Origin of the sequence: Solilutibacter silvestris (genome assembly GCF_050574925.1) — a bacterium.
GTDB classification, from domain to species: domain Bacteria; phylum Pseudomonadota; class Gammaproteobacteria; order Xanthomonadales; family Xanthomonadaceae; genus Solilutibacter; species Solilutibacter silvestris_A.
In genome coordinates this window covers 48344-69143 of sequence record NZ_JBCMOO010000008.1, presented here as the reverse complement: position 1 = coordinate 69143, position 20800 = coordinate 48344, and the positions used below count along the sequence as shown (strand labels likewise).

Genomic DNA, 20800 nt, shown 5'->3' with positions numbered 1-20800 from the left:
GCAGGAGAGTATGCGGCAGATCGCGACGGCGACTTCGCATTCGCCACACAAAACGGGGCCGCGGCTTCGCTAGCATGGCGTCATGCCGAAGATCCTGCTGGTGGAAGACGAGGCGGCCATCGCCGACACGCTGCTCTACGCGCTGGGGCGCGAAGGGCTGGACGCGTGCCATGTCGCGCTCGGACGCGCTGCACTGGATGCGATCACGGCGGGCGGCATCGACCTGGTGCTGCTGGATGTCGGCCTGCCGGACATGGACGGTTTCAGCGTCTGCCGGGAATTGCGCCGCACCAGCCAGGTTCCGGTGATTTTCCTGACCGCGCGCAACGAGGAGGTCGATCGCATCGTCGGGTTGGAGATCGGCGGCGACGATTACGTGTGCAAGCCGTTTTCCCCGCGGGAGGTGGCGACGCGGGTCAAGGCGGTGCTGCGCCGCGTGCGGCCAATGCCGGAAGACGCGGCGGCGAACGGGAACACCGGTGATTTCGTCCACGACGCCGCAGGCCTGCGGATTTCCTATCGCGGTGTCTGGCTCGATCTCACCCGCTACGAATACGGATTGCTGGCGGCATTGCTGGCACGGCCGGGCGCGGTGTCGAGCCGTGCAACGCTGATGGACCGGGTATGGACGGATGCGCTGGAGAGCGGCGATCGCACGGTCGATACCCACGTCAAGACGGTGCGCGCGAAGCTGGCGGCGATCGCGCCCGATGCCGATCCCATACGTACGCATCGTGGCCTCGGTTATTCGCTGGATACGGGGCGCGGATGAAGATCGGTTGGCGCGTCCTGCTCGGGTATTTCGTGATCGTGGCGATCGCAGCGCTGCTGCTTGGCCGCGTGTTCCTCGAACAGGTGAAGCCGGCGGCGCGCCAGACCGCCGAGGACACCCTGGCCGATACCGCCAATACGCTGGCGGAACTGGCCGGCGACGATCTCGCTTCGGGACACATCAATGACGGCGAATTCGCGCGCGGCATCCGCGCGCTGCCGACGCGGCGACTCGGGGCGAAGATCTGGAATTACCGCAAGGAGGGCGTTTCCTATCGCGTCACCATCACCGATGCACGCGGCATCGTCGTCTACGATTCCGAAGGCCGCGATCTCGGACGCGACAATTCGCGCTGGAACGACGTCGCCCGCACCTTGCGCGGCGATTACGGTGCGCGCTCGACCCGCGAGAACGATGCCGACGACGCTTCCAGCGTGATGTGGGTGGCGGCACCGATCCGCCACGACGGCAAGCTGATCGGCGTGCTCAGTGTCGGCAAGCCCAACAGCGTGCTGCAGCCGTTCATCAGCGGCAGCCGCGACGTGATGCTGCGCTGGGGGTTGGCGCTGCTCGGCACGGCCTTGCTGATCGGCATCGCGATGGCATGGTGGTTGTCGCGACAGCTCAGGCATCTGCGTCGCTACGCGCAGGCGGTGAGCGATGGCCGGCCGGCGCCAGTGCCGCGTGCTGCCGCGGAATTCGGCGAGCTGGGACGCGCGCTCGACACCATGCGCGGCAAGCTGGAAGGCAAGCAGTACGTCGAGGAATACGTCCACACCCTGACGCACGAGCTCAAGAGTCCGCTGGCGGCGATCCGCGGGGCGGCCGAACTGCTCGATTCGAATATGCCGGAGGAAGATCGGGCCCGCTTCATCGGCCATATCCGCAGCCAGAGCGAACGCATGGCGGAAATGGTCGATGAGTTGCTGGCACTGGCCGCGGTCGAACATCGCCGCGCGCTGGAGCATCCGCAGCCGCTGTCGGTGCAAGGCGTGCTGGATGATGCGATCGCCGCGCTGGAGCCGAAGGCGCGGCAGGCAGGCGTCGTCATCGAGAAACGGAATGCGGAGGATGCGCAGGTGATCGGGGATGGCTTCCTGCTGCGGCAGGCGCTGGTCAATCTGCTCGACAATGCCGTCGATTTTTCCCCGAACGGATCGCACGTGGAATGCAGGGTCGACGCGACGCCTGATGCCGTCACGATCCGTGTCCGCGACCACGGCCCCGGCGTTCCCGATTACGCCTTGCCGCGCGCGTTCGAGCGCTTCTATTCGCTGGCGCGCCCCGACGGCCGCAACCGCAGCCACGGGTTGGGACTGCCCTTCGTCGCGGCGGTGGCCGCGTTGCATGGCGGCAGTGCGACGCTCGCCAATCGCGACCCCGGCGCGGAGGCCACGCTGTCGCTCAAGCGCGGCTGAGTACTTCACCGTCGCCTCACCGACGCCACATTCCACCGCCACCATGCGCCTGCAGGCTGGAGCCACATTCCCGGGGAGGTGGCCCATATGCATCTGTTCTTCAAAGCGGTGATCGTCGGTGTGTTGACGCTGGCGATCATCATCCCGCTGGCCTTGATCGGCAACATCGTCGGCGATCGCCAGGCCTATCGCGCGCAGGCCGTCGCCGATGTCGCCCAGAACGTCGGCGGCGCGCAGACATTCGCCGGCCCGGTGCTGGTGGTGCCATACGTGGAAATCCACGCGCCGGTCACTGGCGAAGACGGCAAGACGATCGGCAAGAGCGAGCGCACGCCGGGGCACTGGGTGTTCTATCCGGAAGACCTGCATATTTCCGGGCAGTTGCCCACGGCCAAGCGCGCACGCGGCATCCATGTCGTTCCCGTGTACCAATGGAATGGCGATGTCGCGGCCAGCTTCGAAGCGACGATTCCCGCCGCCGAACCCGGGGTGCGTCGCGAAATCGGCGAGCCGTGGCTGAGCTGGGAATTCAGCGATCCGCGCGGCCTGCAGGGAACGCCGAGCCTCAGCGTCAATGGTGCGGCGTACAAGCTGCAGCCGGGTGCGGGCTTCCGTGACGGCAACGGCGTGAACGTGCGCCTGGCAGCGCCGGCGCCGGGCAGCGTGCTCAAGCTGCAGACGCAACTGGCGATCAACCTGCGCGGGACCCAGACCTTCTCGTTCCTGCCGCTGGGCCGCGACAACCGCATCGACCTGTCCTCGGATTGGGCAGCGCCGAAATTCGTCGGCGCATCGCCGCAGAGCGACGTGAGCGCCAAGGGCTTCACCGCGCATTGGCGCGTCAGTTCGCTCGCGGCCAATACCCGGGGCAGCTTCCCCGGTGATACGGCGATTTCGCAGCGCGGCGCGCTGCCGGAAGGATCGACGGTGGAGCAGGGCGTGCCCGGGCGCATCAGCGTCGGCCTGGTCGATCCGATCAATGCCTATTCCAGCATCGGTCGCGCGATCAAATACGGCCTGCTGTTCGTCGCCGTCACCTTCGCCGGATTCTTCCTGTTCGAATTCCTCAAGCGCCTGCCGATCCACCCGATCCAGTACGGACTGGTCGGCCTCGCCATCGCGATCTTCTTCCTGTTGCTGCTCAGCCTGAGCGAGCACTTCACCTTCGGCTGGTCCTATCTGATCGCCGCCGCGGCCTGCATCGGACTCATCGGTTTCTACCTGGTCGCGGTGTTGCGCGGCCTGTGGCGCGGACTTGGATTCACCGGCCTGCTGACGACGCTGTACGGCGTGCTCTATGGCGTGCTGATTTCCGAAGACAACGCGCTGGTCCTCGGTTCCGGGCTGCTGTTCCTGTTGCTGGCCGCGATCATGGTGGCGACGCGCCGGGTCGACTGGTACGCCGTCTCGGCGTCGCGCGTCCGCCGCCCGCAACCGGTGGCAGGGAGTGACGGAGCGGTGTCGTGAAGATTCGCATCGCCGCGGTCGCCTGCACGGTCGCGGCACCGGACAGTTTCGAGGCTTTTGCCCAGCGCATCCGCACACTGTTGCGGGTGCCGCTGGAGAATGGCGCACAGGTGATCGTGTTGCCGGAAGCGTTGGCGCTGGAACTCGTCGCGATGTTGCCCGAACGCGAGCGGCAGGATCCTGCCGCCGCATTCGCTTCACTGCAGGAATTGCGCCCGGCGTGGATGCAGCTGTTCTCGGCGATCGCGATCGAACATGGCGTCACGATCGTCGCGGGTAGTTTCCCGGTACGTACGCACGTTGGCCGTTACGGCAGCCGCTGCGACGTGTTCTCGCCGGATGGCAGGCACGTCTTCCAGGACAAGTTGCACCTGACGGTTGGGGAGAAGGCGCTCGGCGTGATCGAACCTGGCGATGCCCTCAAGGTATTCGACATCGCCGGGGTGTCGATGGCGATCGCGCTCGGTCACGACTGCCAGTTCCCGCTACCGGTGCGGGCGCAGTGCGAGGCCGGTGCACGCGTGTTGATCGTGCCGGCACGGGTCGATCGCCATGTCGATGCGCTGCGGATACGGGTCGGCTGCATGGCGTGGGCGCTGGAGAACCGTTGCCATGTCGTGTTGTCGGTGGCGGCTGCGGAATCCGCCCTGTTCAACACCGAAGCTGCGGTGCTTGCGCCGACGGGTGACGGTTTCTCCTGCACTGGCGTATTGGTCTCCACCAGCGATGGCGGGGATTGGACGATCGCCGATCTCGACATCGCCGTTGACGGGCGATCAGTGGAACAGCGTCGCGCCCGGTACGGCCCACAAGGACAGCGAAGCCAGTGCGGTGCCGATGATCGAAGCCGCCAGCACGTCGCTCGGGTAGTGCAGGCCGAGCACCACGCGTGACAAAGCGACGCTGGCGGCGAACGGCAACAGGATCCACGCCAGCACCGGGAACCAGGCGATCGCGATCAGGGTGAAGGTCACTGCGTGCAAGGTGTGGCCCGAGGGGAAGCTGAACTCGTCGAGCGGAGCGATCCACGCACGCACGCGGATGTCGGCGGCGAACGGACGCGGACGTCGCGTCCAGCGCTTCAGGCCCTTGTAGAGCAGCAGTGAGACAAGCCCGGTGACCGCCATGTGCGCGGCGGCATAGGCACCACGGGTGCCTTCGGTGAGGATCAGCACCACCATCAGTGCATACCAGGCGATGCCGTCGCCGAGGCGGCTCACCGCCGCGAAATAGCCGCGCAGTCCGCGCCAGCTGCCGAGTCCGTTGCAACGGCGCGTCCAGCCGCGGTCCTGCTGTAGCCAGTGTTCAAGCGAAAGCGGCGTGCTCATGGTTCCACCTCGGCAAGGAGTGGATCACTGTCGAACGGTTGCGGCTGCGCATGCATCGCCACGCTGCGGATGGCGATGATGCGATGGAGGATGTCGTCGAGGTCGCGGGCGACATTGGCCGGCAGCAGTTTCGCCACCGCCTCGCGACCATTGTCGCGCATCGAGCCGCGCAAGGCATCGTCGCAGGCGAGGCGGACCGCCGCGTCGATGAAGGCGGCCTCGTCCTTGCCCTCGATCGCGGCGCCGTCAACGCCATCGCGCAGGTGTTCCTTGGCCGCGCCGTAACGGAACGCGACCGGCGGCACGCCGCTGGCCATCGATTCGATGGTGACGTTGCCGAAGGTTTCGGAATGGCTGGGGAACAGGAACAGGTCGGCGCTGGCGAAATGCACTGCGAGATCATTGCCGGTGCGCAGGCCGCGATAGATGAAGTCGGGATGCGCGCGCTGGATCTCGGCGAGTTCCGGGCCTTCGCCGACCCAGACGAAACGCGCATCCGGGCGTTGCGCCTGGATGGCATGGAAGGCGCGGATCGCCAGCGGCAGGTTCTTTTCGGCGGCGATGCGTCCGAGGTAGATCACCGCGAGATCACCGGGCTTGAGTCCCCATTCGGCGCGCAATTCGTCGCTACGTTGCGCCGGCGAGAATCGCGCGGTGTCGACCGCACGCGGCAGGTGCACGACGTCTTCGAAGCCGTTGCTGTTGAGGAAATCGGCGAGCTCGCAGGTCGGCACCAGGGTCGCCTGCGAAGTGTTGTGGACGTGGCGCATCCAGCGCATGGCCACCGGCTGCAGGAAGGGTGCGCCGTAATCGCGCATGTATTCGTCGAAACGCGTGTGGAAGCCGGTGGTGACCGGAATGCCCATCGATGCCGCCGCACGCAACGCCGAATAACCGAGCGGGCCTTCGGTGGCGATGTAGAGCGCATCCGGGCGCTGCTTCTTCCAGCGCCGGCGCAGCTTGAACCACGCCGGGTGGCCGAAGCGCATGCCGGGATAGCGTGGAATGCCGGAGCCGCGCACCAGCAATTCATGCGCCTGCTGCTGGTCGTCGTCGGATTGACGGGGGCGGATCACCTCCACGCTGTGCCCGCGTGCGCGCAATCCGCGTTCGAGATCCTGCACGGTCAAGGCGACGCCGTTGATCTCCGGCGGATACGTCTCGGTGACGATGGTGTAACGCATATGGCTGTCCCACTGTCCGCTCTGGCAAGACTGCGGCCGAACAGTGAATTGCCGATGTCAGCGCGGTGACGCATAGATGACAGCAGTTCAGGGAGGAAAGCGGGCTTGCCCATTGATGTAACTGCTGTTAACTTCTGGATTCCCTGCAGCAGGACATCACCATGCTCTGGTTCCTGATTGGTCTTCTCGGCTTCCTCGGGCTGCATTCGGTGCGGATCGTCGCGCCCGGCTGGCGCGAGGCGCGCATCGCCGCGATGGGCGAGAAGGCATGGAAGGGCATCTACAGCCTGCTGGCGATCGTCTTCTTCGTGCTGATGATCTGGGGCTATGGCCAGATGCGCCAACATCCCGTGCTGGTGTGGCAACCGCCGATGGCGCTGCGTCATGTCGGCATGCTGCTGGTCGTGATCGCGTTCGTGCTGATCGTCGCCGCCTACGTGCCGAACAACGCGATTCGCGCGCGCCTCGGCCATCCGATGATCCTCGGGGTCAAGACCTGGGCCTTCGCCCACCTGCTGATGTCGGGCTGGCTGCACAGCATGCTGCTGTTCGGCGCCTTCCTGCTGTGGGCGATTATCGGCTTCTCGGACATGCGCAAGCGTCCGCGCGAAGCGGTCGGAAAGAGCAGTGCAGGAATGACGCTCGTGACCGTGATCGTCGGCATCGCTTTCGCCACAGTGTTCGCGATGTTCCTGCACGGCATGCTGATCGGTGTGAAACCGATCAACATGCCGATGCATTGACCGGATTTACTTCGTCGACTTTTTGGCCGACGCGGTCTTGGTGTTCATCGCCTTGAGGGCGTCGAGCATGCTCTGCACATGCGCCTTCGGGCTGAGATCGGAATGCACCGCGACGATGCGGCCATCGGTGCCGACCAGATAGGACGTGCGGTTCGACCAGCCCGGCTTCATCGTCAGCAGGGCGTCGTATTGCCCGGCGATCTTGGCGCCGGCGTCGGCCGCGACCGGGAACTTGCCGCCGCAATGCTCGGTTTCCTTGGAGAAATCGGCGAGCTGGTCGGTGTTGCCGGCGGTCACGCCGATCACGCTGGCATGCTGCGCCTTGAACTGGTCGATCGCCTCGGAAAACATGTGCGCCTCGATATTGCAGCCCGACGTGTGCGCGGCCGGGAAGAAGTAGACGACCACCGGGCCGTTCTTCAGCGCATCGGCAAGCTTGAAGGTGAACGGCTTGGCGGCGAGATAGGCCGGTGCGCTGAAATCGGGCGCCTTGTCGCCGGACTTGAGCGCGGCGAGGGCAGGCGTGGCGGCGATCATGCCGAGAAGGAGGGCAGGAAGCAGGCGGCGCATGGCGGCAGTCTCCGGAAGGGGACTCCGTTATAGGGCAAATCGGGTGACGATGCCTGTGCAGGAAGGCGTGGCGGGCATCAGGTTACGATTGGTACAGGGGGAGTCGAAATGAATGGATCGGAGAACGTCCGGGGACGAGTGAGGCCGCGTTCGCGAGCATGGCCGTGGGTCATCGTCGTGGCGATCTGCATGCTGGGCTTCGTGCTGGTCTTCCGCGCGCTGCTTGCGCGCACGGCCTGGAGCGCGGGGACTGCTGAAACGTCTGGCGACGCGGCGGATGAAGTCGGGCACTTCGCTGCGGCCGAAGCGGCAGCCGTTTCCGGCGACCAGGCTGCACTCAAGCAACATGCCGAAGCGATGCAGCACGATCTTCTGCGCGACATGAAAATCCCCGATCCCGGCCGCAGGATCGATCCGGAATCCGCGCGTGCCGCATTGCGCGCGTTGCCTGGCGTGCGCTCGTCGGCATGGGCCGATCGCGAGAACCTGATCGTGATGGTGGATGGCGCGGTCTATCGCAGCGATGCCATGATCGATGCCGTCTGCCGGCAACTCGATCCCCTTGGCGACACGCTGGCAGTGGTCGTCCATCTCGAAAATGTCGCGGCCGGCAATGCCGACGAATTGCAGACCATCAGCCGCAATTGCCAGCTCGCTCCCGGAGATCGCGCTTTCATGCAATCACACCGCTCGCTCGATGTCGTGCCGGAAGCGGCGCGCCAGCAGCACAAGGCCTTCGATCGCCAGGTGAAGCAGGGCGGGACCGCGAAACAGGATCGGGCGGCCATCGATGCGCTGATGAAAAACACCCCCGAGATGTAAAATCGCCAGCTGTCTGGTTCCGGATTCCCCATGTCGCTGGTGACGCTCCAGGACGTCGACTTCAGTGTCGGCGGCCCCTTGCTCCTCGATCACGTCACGTTCTCGATTGAAAGCGGTGAGCGCATCGCCCTGATCGGTCGCAATGGCGCCGGCAAGTCGACCCTGCTGAAACTCGTTTCCGGCGACCTCCGGCCCGATGATGGCGAGGTGCGGGTCGAATCGGGCGTGCGCATCGCGCGGATGGAACAGGAGGTGCCGGCGGGCGCGAGCGGCAGCGTGTGGGACGTGGTGGCCGATGGCCTCGGCGAACTCGGTCACTGGCTGGCCGAATTCCATCATCTCAGCCACGCCGCCGAGATCGATGCCGACGCCTTGGCGAAGGTCCAGGCGAAGATCGAGGACGCCAAGGGCTGGTCGCTCGACCAGCGCGTCACCGAAGTGTTGTCACGCCTGCAGCTCGATGGCGAGGCCGCCTTCGATGGCCTGTCCGGCGGCCTGCGTCGTCGCGTGTTGCTGGCGCGCGCGCTGGTGTCGTCGCCCGACGTGTTGCTGCTCGACGAGCCCACCAACCATCTCGACATCGAAGCGATCGATTGGCTGGAAGGTTTCCTCAAGGGCTGGAACGGCGCGCTGGTCTTCATCACCCACGATCGCCGCTTCCTGCGTTCGTTGGCGACGCGGATCGTCGAAATCGATCGCGGCAAGGTCACCAGCTGGCCGGGTGACTGGGCGAACTATCTGCGCCGTCGCGAGGAACGCCTGCACACGGAGGCGCAGGAAAACGAGCGTTTCGACAAGATGCTGGCCCAGGAAGAGGCGTGGATCCGCCAGGGCATCAAGGCGCGCCGCACCCGTGACGAAGGCCGCGTGCGCCGATTGAAGGCGATGCGGGTCGAACGCGAGCAGCGTCGCGAACTCGCCGGCTCCGTGAAGATGGAAGCGGCGCAGACGGGTGCGTCGGGCCGCAAGGTGATCGAGGCGGACAACGTCGGCTTCGCCTATGGCGACAAGGTCATCGTCCGCGATTTCTCCACCACCATCATTCGTGGCGACCGCATCGGCCTGATCGGCCCGAACGGCAGCGGCAAGACCACGCTGCTGCGCCTGCTGCTGGGTGAACTCGCGCCACAACAAGGCGAGGTGCGCCAGGGCACGCAATTGCAGATCGCCTATTTCGACCAGTACCGCGCGACCCTGCGTGAGGACTGGAACGCGCTGGAAAACGTCGCCGAAGGTCGCGACAGCGTGACCATCAACGGACGTTCGAAGCACGTCGTCGGGTACCTGCAGGATTTCATGTTCACCCCGGAACGTGCCCGCGCACCGATCACGCGGCTGTCCGGTGGCGAGCGCAACCGCCTGCTGCTGGCCAAATTGTTCGCGCAGCCATCGAACCTGCTGGTGATGGACGAACCGACCAACGATCTCGATGCCGAGACGCTGGAGTTGCTGGAAGAGTTGCTCGCCGACTACACCGGCACCTTGCTGCTGGTCAGCCACGATCGCGATTTCCTCGACAATGTGGTGACGTCGACGCTGGTGCTGGAGGAGGGCGGTCGCGTCGGCGAATACGTCGGCGGCTACAGCGATTGGGAGCGCCAGCGCGCCGCGCCTTCACAGGCGCCCGTTGCTGCGCGCGTGGCGTCGGCGCCAGCCGCGCCAGCGCCTGCTGCGGCCGAACCTGCCGCGGCTAAGAGGAAGCTCAGCTACAAGGACAGCCGCGAACTGGAAGCGTTACCGGCGCGCATCGAAGCGCTCGAAACCCGCGTCGCCGAGTTGACTGCCGCGATGGCGGATCCGGCGTTCTTCCAGCGCGATAGCGCGGCGATCACCGCCGACAACGCGGCGCTGGCGCAGGCGCAGGCCGAACTCGATGCGGCGTATGTGCGTTGGGAAGAGTTGGAGGGGTGAAAGCTCATCGCCCGGCTGAGCGCCTATCGCGGTTGTCTGCAGCCGCCGACACGCCGTGAATACATCCATGTAGGCTCGTACGCAGCATCCATGCTGCGTACGGTCTGCGCTACAGACGAACCGCATAGGCGCTGCCGGTGGTGGCTTTCAGGGGGCATGAGTGAGAGCAACAGCCCGCGCGTTGTTGCTTTTCAACTCTCCGTAAAGCCACAACACGCGCGGCCGCGGCGATAACGCTGGCAGCGTCGTCCGTACTGGTGTGCCGGAGCGCACAGCGCGGCAGGATGCCGCGCGCCCGCGACCAGCACATGGACATGCTGTTCGCGGGAAGCAGAGGCACACCGGTGCGGACGACGCAAGCTTGAACTGCCCCCGCTGAGACAGCGCGTGCTCGATTCAGAAACTCATGAACAAGCCGCCGTTGACCGGCAGCAACGCACCCGTGATGAATCCGGCGTCTTCCGCGGCAAGGAACGCAACTGCGCGCGCGATTTCCTCGGGCTGACCAAGTCGTCCGACCGGCACCTGCGCCACGATTCCGGCGCGGATCTCCTCCGGCACGGCCATCACCATTTCGGTTGCGCAATAGCCCGGTGCCACGCAGTTCACCGTCACGCCCTTGCGCGCGACCTCGCGGGCCAGCGACATGCTGAAACCGTGCATGCCGGCCTTGGCGGCCGCGTAATTCGTTTGCCCGAATTGTCCGGTCTGGCCGTTGACCGAACTGATGTTGACGATGCGGCCGTAGCCCTGCGCCAGCATCGGTTCCACCGCATGACGGCAGGTATTGAAGATGCCGTCGAGATCGACTGCCATCACCTGCTGCCACTGCGCCGCGTCCATCTTGCGCAACGAGGTGTCGCGGGTGATGCCGGCGCAATTGACCAGGATGTCCAGTCGGCCATGTTTCGCGACGATCTCGTTCACCAGCACGCCGCAGGCATCGAAATCGGTGACGTCGAGTGCGGCGAATTCCACATCCAGCCCCGCCATCGCGGCGTTGAATGCATCGATGCGTTCGCTGCGGTTGGCGAGATCGCCGGCGACCACATGGCAACCCTGCGCGGCCAGTGCGCGGCACACAGCGCTCCCCAGGCCACCGATGCCGCCGGTGACCAGCGCAATCCTGCGTTGACTCACTTGCGTTCGGTCCGCTTGCCGGGTGCGGGGGATTCAGTGCCCGTGCCGGTGCCGGAAGAGGCGCCGGCGGTGCGCAGGAACTGCTGCTGCATTTCCTTCCACATTTCCATGTTGCGCTCGGCCATCTGGTTCATCATCGTCCACGGCGTCGGCCCGAGCATGCCGCCGAGCTGCTGGCGGAACTGTGCTTGCTGTTCGGTGAAAAGATGCATCGCCCGTTCGAGGTAGTTGCCCATGAAGCCCTGCATCGAATCGCCGTAGAGACGGATCATCTGGCTGAGCATCGGCGTGGTCAGCACCGGTTCGCCGTTCTGCTCGTGCTCGGCGATGATCTGCAACAACACCTGCCGCGTCAGGTCGTCGCCGCTCTTGGCATCGCGGACTTCGAACTCCTCGCCGTCGAGGATCAACTGGCGCACGTCCTCGATGGTGATGTAGCTGGAAATCTCGGTGTCGTAGAGGCGACGGTTCGGGTACTTCTTGATGATGCGCGGCTGGCTCATGGTTGGGAGACCCCCTGATCGATTCCCCAGCATGGCGCAGCGCAGCACGCTCCGCAAGTCATCAAAATGCGAAACAGGCCGGGAAAACCGGCCTGTTGGGGGAAATCTGAACAGGACTGACTGCTGTTCAGACAATCCGCAGGCGAGCGCGCTCACCAACCCATGTGGTGTCCGCCATTGATGTCGAGGTTGGATCCGGTGATCCAGCCGGAACGATCATCGGCAAGGAAGGACACGCCGTGGGCGATTTCTTCCGGCGTCCCCAGGCGACCGGTCGGAATGTCGGCGACGATCTTGGCGCGCACTTCCTCGGGCACTGCCATCACCATGTCGGTGGCGATGTAGCCGGGGGAAATGGTGTTCACGGTGACGCCGTTGCGGGCGTTCTCGCGCGCCAGCGAAATGGTGAAACCGTGCATGCCGGCCTTGGCGGCGGCGTAGTTGGCCTGGCCGTACTGGCCCTTCAGCCCGTTGATCGAACTGATCTGGATGATGCGGCCCCATTTGCGCTCGCGCATGCCCTCGATCACCGGACGCGTCACGTTGAACACCGAATTGAGGTTGGTGTTGATGACGTCGGTCCACTGGTCGGCCTTCATGCGATGGAAGGTGCCGTCGCGGGTGATGCCGGCGTTGTTGACCAGGATTTCGATCGGGCCGAGCTTGTCTTCGACCTCCTTGATCATGCGCGCGGAATCCTCGGGCGAAGTCACGTCGCCCTGGACCAGGGTCACGTCGACGCCTTCCTTCTTGAGCCCTGCCTGCCACGCCTTCGCTTTTTCTTCGTTGCGGTAATTGGTGGCGACCTTGTGGCCCTTGCTGGCCAGTTCCCTGACGATTGCGGTTCCGATGCCGCCGGTGCCACCGGTAACGAATGCGACGCGTGAAGTCATGACAGCTCCATGATGTTGGGTGGAACGATGATGTGTCCGGATTGCGACATCCGGATTTCCGCCTCAAGGAACGATGCGTTGCGCCTCGCGCGGGATGCGCGCCGGATCGAACCTTGCCACTGCATCATGCAACCATTCCTGCGATGTGGCCTGCGGCGATGCAGCAAACGCGGTTTGCCCCAGTTGCAGCCAGGCTTCGCGAAGCGCGGACAGGGGATCATCGCGATCGACCGGGTGCGCCGAGGACGACTTCGAGAGCTTGTGGCCGTGCGCGTCCACCAGCAGCGGCAGGTGCGCGTATGCGGGCGTCGGTAGGCCGAGCAAACGTTGCAGCCATATCTGCCGCGGCGTGGAGTCGAGGAGATCGGCGCCACGCACCACTTCGGTCATGCCTTGCGCGCCGTCGTCGACTACCACCGCGAGTTGGTAGGCCCAGCAGCCATCGGCGCGCTTGAGCACGAAATCGCCGACATCGCGGTCGATGCGCTGCGACTGGCGCCCGTGGACGACGTCGTCGAATTCGGCCATGCAACCGTCGGGCACGCGCAGGCGGATCGCCGGATCGGGTCGCCGCAATCCGGGGATGCAGGTGCGATGGATGCCGCCCTGCGCCTCGAGCACGCTGCGGCTGCAATGGCATTCGAAGGCGTGGCCGTCGGCGAGCAGGCGATCGAGTGCCTCGGCGTAGAGGACGTCGCGATCGCTCTGTCGCACGATCGGGCCGTCGTGGACGAAGCCGAACGCGGCCAACGTCTCCAGTTGATCCCGGGCGGCGCCCGGCACTTCGCGGATGCGATCGACATCCTCGACGCGCAGCCACCATTCGCCACCGCCACGACGCGCGAACAACCAGCTGCCGAGCGCGGCCAGCAATGAACCAGGATGTAACGGGCCGGTGGGCGAGGGGGCAAAACGCCCGCGACGTGTCTGCATGACTTGAATTTAACGCGTTCGCCCCACACTGTGACGGAAATACGAGGAGTCACGTCGACCATGTTGAAGCGCATCACCCTGTTCCTGGCCACCAATCTCGCGGTGATGATCCTGCTCGGGATCGTCATGACCGTGTTCGGGATCAATCCGGCGCGTACCTCCGGCCTGCTGGTGATGGCGGCGATCTTCGGCTTCGGCGGCTCGATCATTTCGCTGTTGATGTCGAAGACGATGGCGAAGTGGAGCACCGGCGCCCAGATCATCGCACAGCCGCGCAACGAGACCGAGCGCTGGCTGGTGCAGACGGTGCAGCGCCACGCCCAGAAGGCGGGCATCGGCATGCCCGATGTCGCCATTTACGACGCGCCGGAAATCAACGCCTTCGCCACCGGTGCCAATCGCAATCACGCCCTGGTCGCGGTGTCGTCCGGCCTGCTCAATTCGATGAACGCCGACGAGGCCGAGGCCGTGCTCGGCCACGAGATCGGCCACGTCGCCAATGGCGACATGGTGACGATGGCGCTACTGCAGGGCGTGCTCAATACCTTCGTGATCGTGCTGGCGCGCGTGGTCGGCCAGGTCGTCGACGGTTATTTGAGCGGCGGTCGCCGCGAGGGCGGTGGCGGCATCGGTTACTGGATCACGGTCAACGTGCTGCAGCTGGTGTTCGGCCTGTTCGCCAGCATCATCGCGATGTGGTTCTCGCGCCATCGCGAATTCCGTGCCGACATCGCCGGCGCCGAGCTGGCGTCGCGCGAAAAGATGATCGCAGCGCTGGAGCGCCTGCAGGCCAACCATGGCGAATCGACCCTGCCCAAGCAGGTCGCGGCGTTCGGCATCTCCGGCAACATGCGCCAAGGCCTTGGCGCGTTGCTGCTGAGCCATCCGCCGCTGCCGGTGCGCATCGAAGCACTGCGCAAGGCGCAGCTCAATCCGAAGGCGCTGCGCGAGGGCGTGGTGGTTTGACGCAACAGCATCGCACGCGCTGGCTTGGCGGGCGTTTACTAAAAGCATCGCCCGGCTTTCCGCCTATCACGGTTGTCTGCAGCCGCCGACACGCCGTGAATACATCCATGTAGGCTCATACGCAGCATCCATGCTGCGTATGGTCGGCGCTACAGACGAACCGCATAGNNAGCAACAACACGCGCGCTCAGTGGGTGGCCAGTCCGGTAAGCGGGCGTTGCGCCGCACGGATGCGGCGCACGAGCCTACATGGACGTATTCACGGCGTTCCGCGCACCGGAGCTGGCTTCCCGCTGAGACAGCGCGTGCTGTGATCAGAAATCGAAGCTGAGATCCGCGCTGGCAGGCGCCAGGAAGTTGCCCTGCACGTATTCGACGCCTGCCAGGAACAGCGTCGTCATGCTGCCGGAATCGTTCACGTCGCAGGCGATCGGCGTGGCGCCGACGGCGCTGCCCGCTGCGGCGAGATCCTTGACCCGTGCCTGTTGCTCCGGTGAACGCGCGTAATCGGTCATGAAGCTGCCATCGAGCTTGATGAAACGCGGCCGCAGGTGCGAGATCAATTGCGCCGAATTCAGGCCGACGCCGAACTGGTCCACGCAGAAGCCGGCGCCGAAGGCCGCGAGCTGCTGGTTGAAGACGGTGGCTTCATTGATCTGGGTCGAGACCTTGGACTCGTTGATCTGCACGATCAGGCGATTGGCCGGGACGCCGTGTTCCTGCAGCACCTGCTGGATGAAGGCCGGCAGCGACGTGTCCTCGATCGACGCGCGGGAAATGCGCACCATGAAGCGCATCTCGCGCTTGGCATTCGCGGCAAGGGTGCGTACGGCCTTGGTGATCACGCCACGGTCGAGGTCGCGGATCAAGCCGTGTTCCTCGGCGATCGGCAGGAAGGCGCTCGGCATCACCACTTCGCCGGTGCCGTTGTCCATGCGCATCAGCACGTCGAAGAACGGCACGTTGTTGCCGTGGAGATTGATGATCGGCTGGTAGTGGAGGACCAGCTGGTCGTTCGCCAACGCGCCGCGGATGCGCTCGATCCAGGCATTGATGCGGTCCTGCTCGGCGCGATCGATGGCGCCGGGATCGTAGAGCTCCATGCGCCCGCCGCCGACGCCTTGCGCGGTCTCGAGCAATTCCTGCGCGCGCGCCAGCACCCGCGGAACCTGTGCGTTGCGTTCGCTCACCTGTACCGCGCCGACGCTGACCGTGACCGTCAGCGAATGATCGCCGGTCTCGAGGATGCGCCCGGCGACTGCGGCGACAATCCTGTTTGCCAACGCCTCGGTATCGGCGTGGCTGGCGCCGCGCGCCAGCACCGCGATGACCTGCTCGCCGAAGCGCGCGGCTTCGACCTGTTCGCCCAATAGTGGTCGCAGGCGTTCTGCCAGCGCCGCCATCAGGGCGTCCGAATTGTTGATGCCCACGCTCTGCAACAAGGTGCCGAAGTGGTCGGGCTGGATCATCAGCAGGCCATGGTGCTCGTGCGCGCTGGCGGAGCGCGCGATGGCCTCCTCCAGCGACTGCAGGAAGGTCGGGCGATTGAGCAGGCCGGTCGCGCCATCCAGGCGGCGCAGGGATTCCAGCTGCTCGATCATCGCCGAATCGACCGTGGCTTCCTTGCGGCGGAAGATGATCTGCAGGCAGGGTTCGCCGTCGTAGGTCGCCGGCGAAAATTCCATCGTGGCCGGGAATTCCTGGCCGTCGGCGCCTTGCGCGGTGAGATGGTGCAGTGGCGGGATCTCGCCACCCTTCGACAGCTGCTTGAGCAGGGCCTTGAACTCGCCGGCGTCCTCGGGCGCGACCATGTCGAGGATCGACATGCCCTCGATCTCGTCGAAGTCGGCATAGCCGAACATCTCGAGATAGGCCTGGTTGGCGCGGATGTGCATGCCTTCGTGGATGTAGGCGATGGGATCGCGCGACGAATCGATCAGCGCGTCGCAGCGGCGCTCGGTTTCGTGCAGGCGCGCATCGAGGTGGCGGAGGTCGCGGCGGGCATTGAGGTCGCGGTATTCGCGCTGGACCGCGCGGCGGACATGGCCTTCGCGATTGCGCAATGCGATGTTGTCGGCGCCGAGGCCGAGCATGGCGGCGAGCCCGGAGTCGTCATGGCCATCGGCGATCAGGATCACCGGCAGGTCGTTGCCGGTCGCGCGTGCGAGCGTCAGCGCCTGCGCGGCCTCGACGGTCTTGCTGGTCGCGGCGGCAAGCACGAGGTCGACCGGCTGGCCGGCGAGCATTTGGCGGTATTCGTCGATGCTGGTGGGACGGTTGGCGCGCACGGCCAGGCCGTCATTGCGCAATCCGGTAACGATGGACTCCGCGTCCTCCATGCGGTCGTCGATGACCAGGACCCGGATCGTGTTGTCTTTCTTCCTTTGCATCCCGCCCTCTGCACCGCGCCTGGGGGAGTGGCGCAGTCGAAGGCAACTATACCCGACGAATCTGAATGGTCATCCGGGAATGCCGGCGAGGTTTGATGCCGGTCACACCAAGGGGCGCTTGCCGGGATCGCCGGCCACTTCGCGCACCAGTTTCGGGACCAGGTAACCGGACAGGCGCGCGGCGAGGTCGCGATGCAGGGCGAGGGCGTCGTCGTCGCCGACTTCGAAATGGGCGGCGCCGCTGACGCGATCGAGCTGGTGCAGGTAATAGGGCAGCACGCCGGCGCGATGGCCGCGTTCGCACAGATCGGCCAGGGCATCCACCGAATCGTTGACGCCCTTCAACAGCACGGCCTGGTTGAGCAGCAGGCAGCCGGCGTCGCGCAATCGCAGGAGCGCGGCATCGACATCGCCATCGAATTCGTTGGCATGGTTGGCATGGATCACCACCGTGACCGGCCACGGCAGGCCGCGCAACCACGCGACCAGGCCATCGTCCACCCGTTCCGGCAGCACGACCGGCAATCGCGTATGGATGCGCAGGCGGCGGACATGGGGAACCTGCTTCAAGGCATCGGTGAGCTCGGCGAGCTTGCCATCGGCCAGCGACAACGGATCGCCACCGGACAGGATGATTTCGTCGATGGAATCGTCGGCCGCGATGATCGCCAGCGCCTCGGCCCACTGGCCGCGCGCGGCGGTTTCGTCCGCATAAGGGAAATGGCGGCGGAAGCAGTAGCGGCAATTGATCGCGCAGCTGCCGGTCGCGACCAGCAGGGCTCGCCCGCGGTATTTGCGGATCACCCCGGCGCCGGCGCGGGCCGCGCTGTCGCCGACGGCGTCCAGCCCGAAGCCGGGAACGACGCGCTCTTCGTCGTCCAGCGGCAGGACCTGGCGCAACAGGGGGTCGTTGGCATCGCCATGGCGCATGCGGGCAACGAAGCCGCGCGGTACCCGCAGGGCGAATTGCGCCGCGGCCGCGGGGGAAACCCGGCTGGCCAATTCCTCCAGCCCGAGCAGGCCCAGCAATTCCATCGGGTCGCGCACGGCATCGCGCCAAAGCTGTTGCCAGCGCGGGGTGGCCTGTCGGGGCGAAATCTGTATGGGAGCGGGGCGAGCAGGTATCATGTCGGGTTTATTCTAACGAGCCCGGTGCCATCGGGCCGCAGCTGAGGAGCACGACCATGGCCACCCTGGGCATGAACGACGTCAAGAACGGCCAGAAGATCCTGGTCAACAACGATCCTTGCGTCATCACCGACACCGAATACGTGAAGCCGGGCAAGGGCCAGGCCTTCACCCGCGTGAAGTACCGCAGCATCAAGTCGGGCCGCGTGGTCGAAATGACCATGAAGGCGACCGACTCGGTGGAGCAGGCCGACGTCGTCGACACCGATATGAACTACATGTATTCGGACGGCGAGTACTGGCACTTCATGGATCCGGAAACCTTCGAGCAGGTCCAGGCCGACATCAACGGCATGGGCGGCGCCGACAAGTGGCTGAAGGGCGAGGAACAGTGCATCGTGACGCTGTGGAATGGCAATCCGATCATGGTGCAGCCGCCGAACTTCGTCGAACTCAAGATCACCGAGACCGATCCCGGCGTGAAGGGCGATACGGCGGGTACCGGCGGCAAGCCGGCCACGCTGGAAACCGGCGCGGTGGTGCGCGTGCCTTTGTTCGTCGGCCAGGAAGAAGTGATCAAGGTCGACACCCGCAGCGGCGAATACGTCAGCCGCGTGAAGTAAGCCTGTCACCACGAAGAGGGATGCATGACGTCGAGCGCAACGCCTGCAACACCCGGAGCCGACATCTTCCCGCATGATCGCGTCGTGTTCTTCTGCGACGCGGTCTTCGCGATCGCCATCACCCTGTTGGCGATCGAACTGAAACTGCCCGGCCATGACGCGACCGATACTGCGGCCGCGATGGAAATCCAGGGCACTTTCATCTCCTACTTCATCAGCTTCATGGTCACCGGCGTGTTCTGGGTCAGCCACATGCTGACCTGGAAATACATCACCAGGGTCAACGGCAAGGTGGTGTGGTCGACGCTGCTGCAGTTGATGTTCGTGGCGCTGATGCCGTTCGCCACCCGTGAATATTCGCTGTCGTTCTCCGGCCATGGTGCCGGGCGCGCGGTGCTGTATGCCTGCGTGCTGACCGCGATTTCGTTCTTCTCGCTGCGCACGCGCCTGCTGGTGGTGAAGCAGGAAGACCTGCGCGACAAGATCGGCGAACAAGGCGTGCGCTGGTTCATCGGGCGCGGCCTGGCTCCGCTGGTCGTGTTCGCGACGACCATTCCGCTGGCTTTCGTCCTGCCGTCCTGGACGATCGGATTCGTGTTCGCCGCGATCTTCCCGTTGCTGGCCGTCGTCCGCCGTCGCATCTTCCGGAACCCGACTCCATGAGCGAAATGCTGTCCTGCGATGTGCTGATCGAAGCCGGCCATGTCGTGCCGATCGAGCCGCATGGCGTGGTGCTGGACGACCATGCGGTCGCGGTGCGCGATGGCGTGATCGTCGACCTGCTGCCGACCGCCGAGGCACGGGCGAAGTACGCGGCGAAGGAAACCGTTTCGCGTCCCGATGCGGTGCTGATGCCGGGCCTGGTCAACGCCCACACCCACAACCCGATGACGCTGCTGCGCGGCATCGCCGACGACCTGCCGCTGATGACCTGGCTGCAGCAGCACATCTGGCCGGCCGAGGGCCGGGTGATGTCGCCGGAATACGTGCGCGACGGCGTGACGCTGGCGATCGCCGAGATGCTGCGTGGCGGCACCACCTGCTGCAACGAGAACTATTTCTTCCCCGACGTGCAGGCGCAGACCTACCACCGCTTCGGGTTCCGCGCGATGGTCGGTTTGCCGGTGATCGATTTCCCGACGGCGTGGGCGAAGACGGACGACGAATATTTCGAGCGCGCCGGCGAAGTGCACGACCAGTGGCGCGACGATCCCTTCATCGGCACCGCGTTCGCGCCACACGCGCCGTACACCGTGAGCGACGCCAGCTTCGAGCGCCTGCGCATGTTGTCCGACCAGCTGGACATCCCGGTGCATCTCCATACCCACGAGACCGCGCAGGAAGTCGAGGATTCGCTGAAACTGCATGGCCAGCGTCCGCTGGCGCGGCTCGATCGCCTTGGCGTGGTCAACGATCGCCTGATCGCCGTGCACATGACGCAGCTGACCGATTCCGAAATCCGCCTATGCGCCGATCGCGGCGTCAGCGTGGTGCATTGCCCGGAATCCAACCTCAAGCTTGCTTCCGGTTTCTGCCCGGTGGAGAAGCTGCATCGCGCCGGCGTGAACGTCGCGATCGGCACCGACGGCGCCGCCAGCAACAACGATCTCGACATGTTCGGCGAAACGCGCACCGCGGCCTTGCTGGCCAAGGCGGTGGCGAACGATGCCGCGGCCTTCGACGCGGCGACCGCGCTGCGCGCGGCGACACTCGGCAGTGCGCGTGCGCTGGGCTGGGGCGACCGCATCGGTTCGATCGAAGCCGGAAAGCAGGCCGACCTGGTGCTGGTCGATCTCTCGCCGATCGAAACCCAGCCGCTGTTCCATGTGCTGTCGCAGCTCGCCTACGCCTGCGGTCGCCAGCAGGTCAGCGATGTCTGGATCGCCGGCCGGCGCAAGCTTGCCGACCGCCAACTGGTCGACATGGATATCGACGCCATCCGTGCCAATGCCCGCCAGTGGCGCGAGCGCATCGGCGCACAGTGAGGGCGAAACGCCGCGTTTGCGAAC

General features: G+C 65.4%; 20 protein-coding genes. 11 read left to right on the top strand and 9 right to left on the bottom strand.

The window, feature by feature from the left end:
- Positions 1 to 82 precede the first annotated feature (82 nt).
- From creB to ABE093_RS12685, 4 genes are all read left to right on the top strand, one after another.
- A complete protein-coding gene (gene creB, locus ABE093_RS12700) occupies positions 83 to 772 on the top strand; it encodes a two-component system response regulator CreB (RefSeq protein WP_430761279.1) in 690 nt (229 codons plus the stop codon).
- The gene (creC, locus tag ABE093_RS12695; RefSeq protein WP_430761278.1) at positions 769 to 2190 is read left to right on the top strand and encodes a two-component system sensor histidine kinase CreC; all 1422 of its coding nucleotides are present in this window, start codon (positions 769 to 771) and stop codon (positions 2188 to 2190) included. The genes creB and creC overlap by 4 nt, the downstream gene beginning before the upstream one ends.
- Positions 2191 to 2277: 87 nt before the next feature.
- Entirely contained in the window at positions 2278 to 3657 is a 1380-nt protein-coding gene (creD, locus tag ABE093_RS12690) for a cell envelope integrity protein CreD (protein WP_430761277.1), read from the top strand.
- Positions 3654 to 4550, top strand: a complete 897-nt coding sequence (locus ABE093_RS12685; RefSeq protein ID WP_430761276.1) for a nitrilase-related carbon-nitrogen hydrolase — start codon at positions 3654 to 3656, stop codon at positions 4548 to 4550. The genes creD and ABE093_RS12685 overlap by 4 nt, the downstream gene beginning before the upstream one ends.
- Here ABE093_RS12685 and ABE093_RS12680 read toward each other — a convergent pair.
- On the bottom strand, positions 4434 to 4985 hold the full coding sequence (locus tag ABE093_RS12680) for a phosphatase PAP2 family protein (protein WP_430761275.1): 552 nt from the start codon (positions 4983 to 4985) through the stop codon (positions 4434 to 4436). The genes ABE093_RS12685 and ABE093_RS12680 overlap by 117 nt on opposite strands.
- Positions 4982 to 6169: a glycosyltransferase family 4 protein gene (locus ABE093_RS12675; RefSeq protein WP_430761274.1), complete on the bottom strand. Its 1188-nt coding sequence runs from the start codon at positions 6167 to 6169 to the stop codon at positions 4982 to 4984. The genes ABE093_RS12680 and ABE093_RS12675 overlap by 4 nt, the downstream gene beginning before the upstream one ends.
- Before the next feature lie 161 nt (positions 6170 to 6330).
- Between ABE093_RS12675 and ABE093_RS12670 the strand changes: the two genes are divergently transcribed.
- Positions 6331 to 6912, top strand: a complete 582-nt coding sequence (locus ABE093_RS12670; protein ID WP_430761273.1) for an NnrU family protein — start codon at positions 6331 to 6333, stop codon at positions 6910 to 6912.
- Between the two features lie 6 nt (positions 6913 to 6918).
- Here ABE093_RS12670 and ABE093_RS12665 read toward each other — a convergent pair whose 3' ends face one another.
- Entirely contained in the window at positions 6919 to 7482 is a 564-nt protein-coding gene (locus tag ABE093_RS12665; protein ID WP_430761272.1) for a peroxiredoxin, read from the bottom strand.
- Between the two features lie 138 nt (positions 7483 to 7620).
- Between ABE093_RS12665 and ABE093_RS12660 the strand changes: the two genes are divergently transcribed.
- Both ABE093_RS12660 and ABE093_RS12655 read left to right on the top strand, forming a co-directional pair.
- Complete coding sequence (locus ABE093_RS12660; protein ID WP_430761271.1) at positions 7621 to 8304, top strand: hypothetical protein; 684 nt, start codon at positions 7621 to 7623, stop codon at positions 8302 to 8304.
- Positions 8305 to 8334: 30 nt separating this feature from the next.
- Positions 8335 to 10215: an ATP-binding cassette domain-containing protein gene (locus tag ABE093_RS12655; protein ID WP_430761270.1), complete on the top strand. Its 1881-nt coding sequence runs from the start codon at positions 8335 to 8337 to the stop codon at positions 10213 to 10215.
- 396 nt (positions 10216 to 10611) lie between these two features.
- On the opposite strand, the gene phbB (ABE093_RS12650) is transcribed toward ABE093_RS12655, so the two are convergent.
- The 4 genes from phbB (ABE093_RS12650) to gluQRS all read right to left on the bottom strand — a co-directional run bounded on the left by phbB (ABE093_RS12650) (position 10612) and on the right by gluQRS (position 13684).
- Positions 10612 to 11355 (bottom strand): acetoacetyl-CoA reductase, encoded by a 744-nt coding sequence (phbB, locus tag ABE093_RS12650; protein WP_430761269.1) that lies wholly within the window; start codon positions 11353 to 11355, stop codon positions 10612 to 10614.
- Complete coding sequence (gene phaR / locus ABE093_RS12645; RefSeq protein ID WP_430761268.1) at positions 11352 to 11858, bottom strand: polyhydroxyalkanoate synthesis repressor PhaR; 507 nt, start codon at positions 11856 to 11858, stop codon at positions 11352 to 11354. Before phaR ends, phbB (ABE093_RS12650) begins: the two co-directional genes overlap by 4 nt.
- A gap of 152 nt (positions 11859 to 12010) precedes the next feature.
- Positions 12011 to 12751: an acetoacetyl-CoA reductase gene (phbB, locus tag ABE093_RS12640; RefSeq protein ID WP_430761267.1), complete on the bottom strand. Its 741-nt coding sequence runs from the start codon at positions 12749 to 12751 to the stop codon at positions 12011 to 12013.
- Positions 12752 to 12814: 63 nt separating this feature from the next.
- Positions 12815 to 13684, bottom strand: coding sequence for a tRNA glutamyl-Q(34) synthetase GluQRS (gene gluQRS / locus ABE093_RS12635; protein ID WP_430761266.1), 870 nt, complete (start codon positions 13682 to 13684; stop codon positions 12815 to 12817).
- Positions 13685 to 13744: 60 nt separating this feature from the next.
- Here gluQRS and htpX point away from each other — a divergent pair, with 60 nt between their 5' ends.
- Entirely contained in the window at positions 13745 to 14650 is a 906-nt protein-coding gene (gene htpX / locus ABE093_RS12630) for a protease HtpX (RefSeq protein WP_430761265.1), read from the top strand.
- 314 nt (positions 14651 to 14964) lie between these two features.
- Here the strand turns inward: htpX and ABE093_RS12625 are convergent, their stop codons facing one another.
- Together ABE093_RS12625 and epmB are read right to left on the bottom strand one after the other, a co-directional pair.
- Positions 14965 to 17040, bottom strand: a complete 2076-nt coding sequence (locus tag ABE093_RS12625; protein WP_430761264.1) for an EAL domain-containing protein — start codon at positions 17038 to 17040, stop codon at positions 14965 to 14967.
- A gap of 102 nt (positions 17041 to 17142) precedes the next feature.
- Complete coding sequence (gene epmB / locus ABE093_RS12620) at positions 17143 to 18168, bottom strand: EF-P beta-lysylation protein EpmB (RefSeq protein WP_430761263.1); 1026 nt, start codon at positions 18166 to 18168, stop codon at positions 17143 to 17145.
- 56 nt (positions 18169 to 18224) lie between these two features.
- On the opposite strand from epmB, the gene efp reads away from it, so the two are divergent.
- Genes efp through ABE093_RS12605 form a run of 3 tightly spaced genes read left to right on the top strand, consistent with a single transcriptional unit; the run spans position 18225 to position 20776 of the window.
- Positions 18225 to 18791 carry an elongation factor P gene (gene efp, locus ABE093_RS12615; RefSeq protein ID WP_430761262.1) on the top strand — a complete coding sequence of 189 codons (567 nt, stop codon included), beginning with the start codon at positions 18225 to 18227 and terminating at the stop codon, positions 18789 to 18791.
- A 24-nt stretch (positions 18792 to 18815) separates the two neighbouring features.
- Complete coding sequence (locus tag ABE093_RS12610) at positions 18816 to 19454, top strand: TMEM175 family protein (protein ID WP_430761261.1); 639 nt, start codon at positions 18816 to 18818, stop codon at positions 19452 to 19454.
- The gene (locus ABE093_RS12605) at positions 19451 to 20776 is read left to right on the top strand and encodes a TRZ/ATZ family hydrolase (protein ID WP_430761260.1); all 1326 of its coding nucleotides are present in this window, start codon (positions 19451 to 19453) and stop codon (positions 20774 to 20776) included. Before ABE093_RS12610 ends, ABE093_RS12605 begins: the two co-directional genes overlap by 4 nt.
- Positions 20777 to 20800: the final 24 nt, after the last annotated feature.

What these genes read in the sequence shown, in the direction of transcription:
- creB (WP_430761279.1), top strand. Translation starts at nt 83, where the DNA reads ATGCCGAAGATCCTGCTGGTGGAAGACGAGGCGGCCATCGCCGACACG.
- creC (WP_430761278.1), top strand. Translation starts at nt 769, where the DNA reads ATGAAGATCGGTTGGCGCGTCCTGCTCGGGTATTTCGTGATCGTGGCG.
- creD (WP_430761277.1), top strand. Translation starts at nt 2,278, where the DNA reads ATGCATCTGTTCTTCAAAGCGGTGATCGTCGGTGTGTTGACGCTGGCG.
- ABE093_RS12680 (WP_430761275.1), bottom strand. Translation starts at nt 4,985, where the DNA reads ATGAGCACGCCGCTTTCGCTTGAACACTGGCTACAGCAGGACCGCGGC.
- ABE093_RS12675 (WP_430761274.1), bottom strand. Translation starts at nt 6,169, where the DNA reads ATGCGTTACACCATCGTCACCGAGACGTATCCGCCGGAGATCAACGGC.
- ABE093_RS12670 (WP_430761273.1), top strand. Translation starts at nt 6,331, where the DNA reads ATGCTCTGGTTCCTGATTGGTCTTCTCGGCTTCCTCGGGCTGCATTCG.
- ABE093_RS12665 (WP_430761272.1), bottom strand. Translation starts at nt 7,482, where the DNA reads ATGCGCCGCCTGCTTCCTGCCCTCCTTCTCGGCATGATCGCCGCCACG.
- ABE093_RS12655 (WP_430761270.1), top strand. Translation starts at nt 8,335, where the DNA reads ATGTCGCTGGTGACGCTCCAGGACGTCGACTTCAGTGTCGGCGGCCCC.
- phaR (WP_430761268.1), bottom strand. Translation starts at nt 11,858, where the DNA reads ATGAGCCAGCCGCGCATCATCAAGAAGTACCCGAACCGTCGCCTCTAC.
- phbB (WP_430761267.1), bottom strand. Translation starts at nt 12,751, where the DNA reads ATGACTTCACGCGTCGCATTCGTTACCGGTGGCACCGGCGGCATCGGA.
- gluQRS (WP_430761266.1), bottom strand. Translation starts at nt 13,684, where the DNA reads ATGCAGACACGTCGCGGGCGTTTTGCCCCCTCGCCCACCGGCCCGTTA.
- htpX (WP_430761265.1), top strand. Translation starts at nt 13,745, where the DNA reads ATGTTGAAGCGCATCACCCTGTTCCTGGCCACCAATCTCGCGGTGATG.
- ABE093_RS12625 (WP_430761264.1), bottom strand. Translation starts at nt 17,040, where the DNA reads ATGCAAAGGAAGAAAGACAACACGATCCGGGTCCTGGTCATCGACGAC.
- epmB (WP_430761263.1), bottom strand. Translation starts at nt 18,168, where the DNA reads ATGATACCTGCTCGCCCCGCTCCCATACAGATTTCGCCCCGACAGGCC.
- efp (WP_430761262.1), top strand. Translation starts at nt 18,225, where the DNA reads ATGGCCACCCTGGGCATGAACGACGTCAAGAACGGCCAGAAGATCCTG.
- ABE093_RS12610 (WP_430761261.1), top strand. Translation starts at nt 18,816, where the DNA reads ATGACGTCGAGCGCAACGCCTGCAACACCCGGAGCCGACATCTTCCCG.
- ABE093_RS12605 (WP_430761260.1), top strand. Translation starts at nt 19,451, where the DNA reads ATGAGCGAAATGCTGTCCTGCGATGTGCTGATCGAAGCCGGCCATGTC.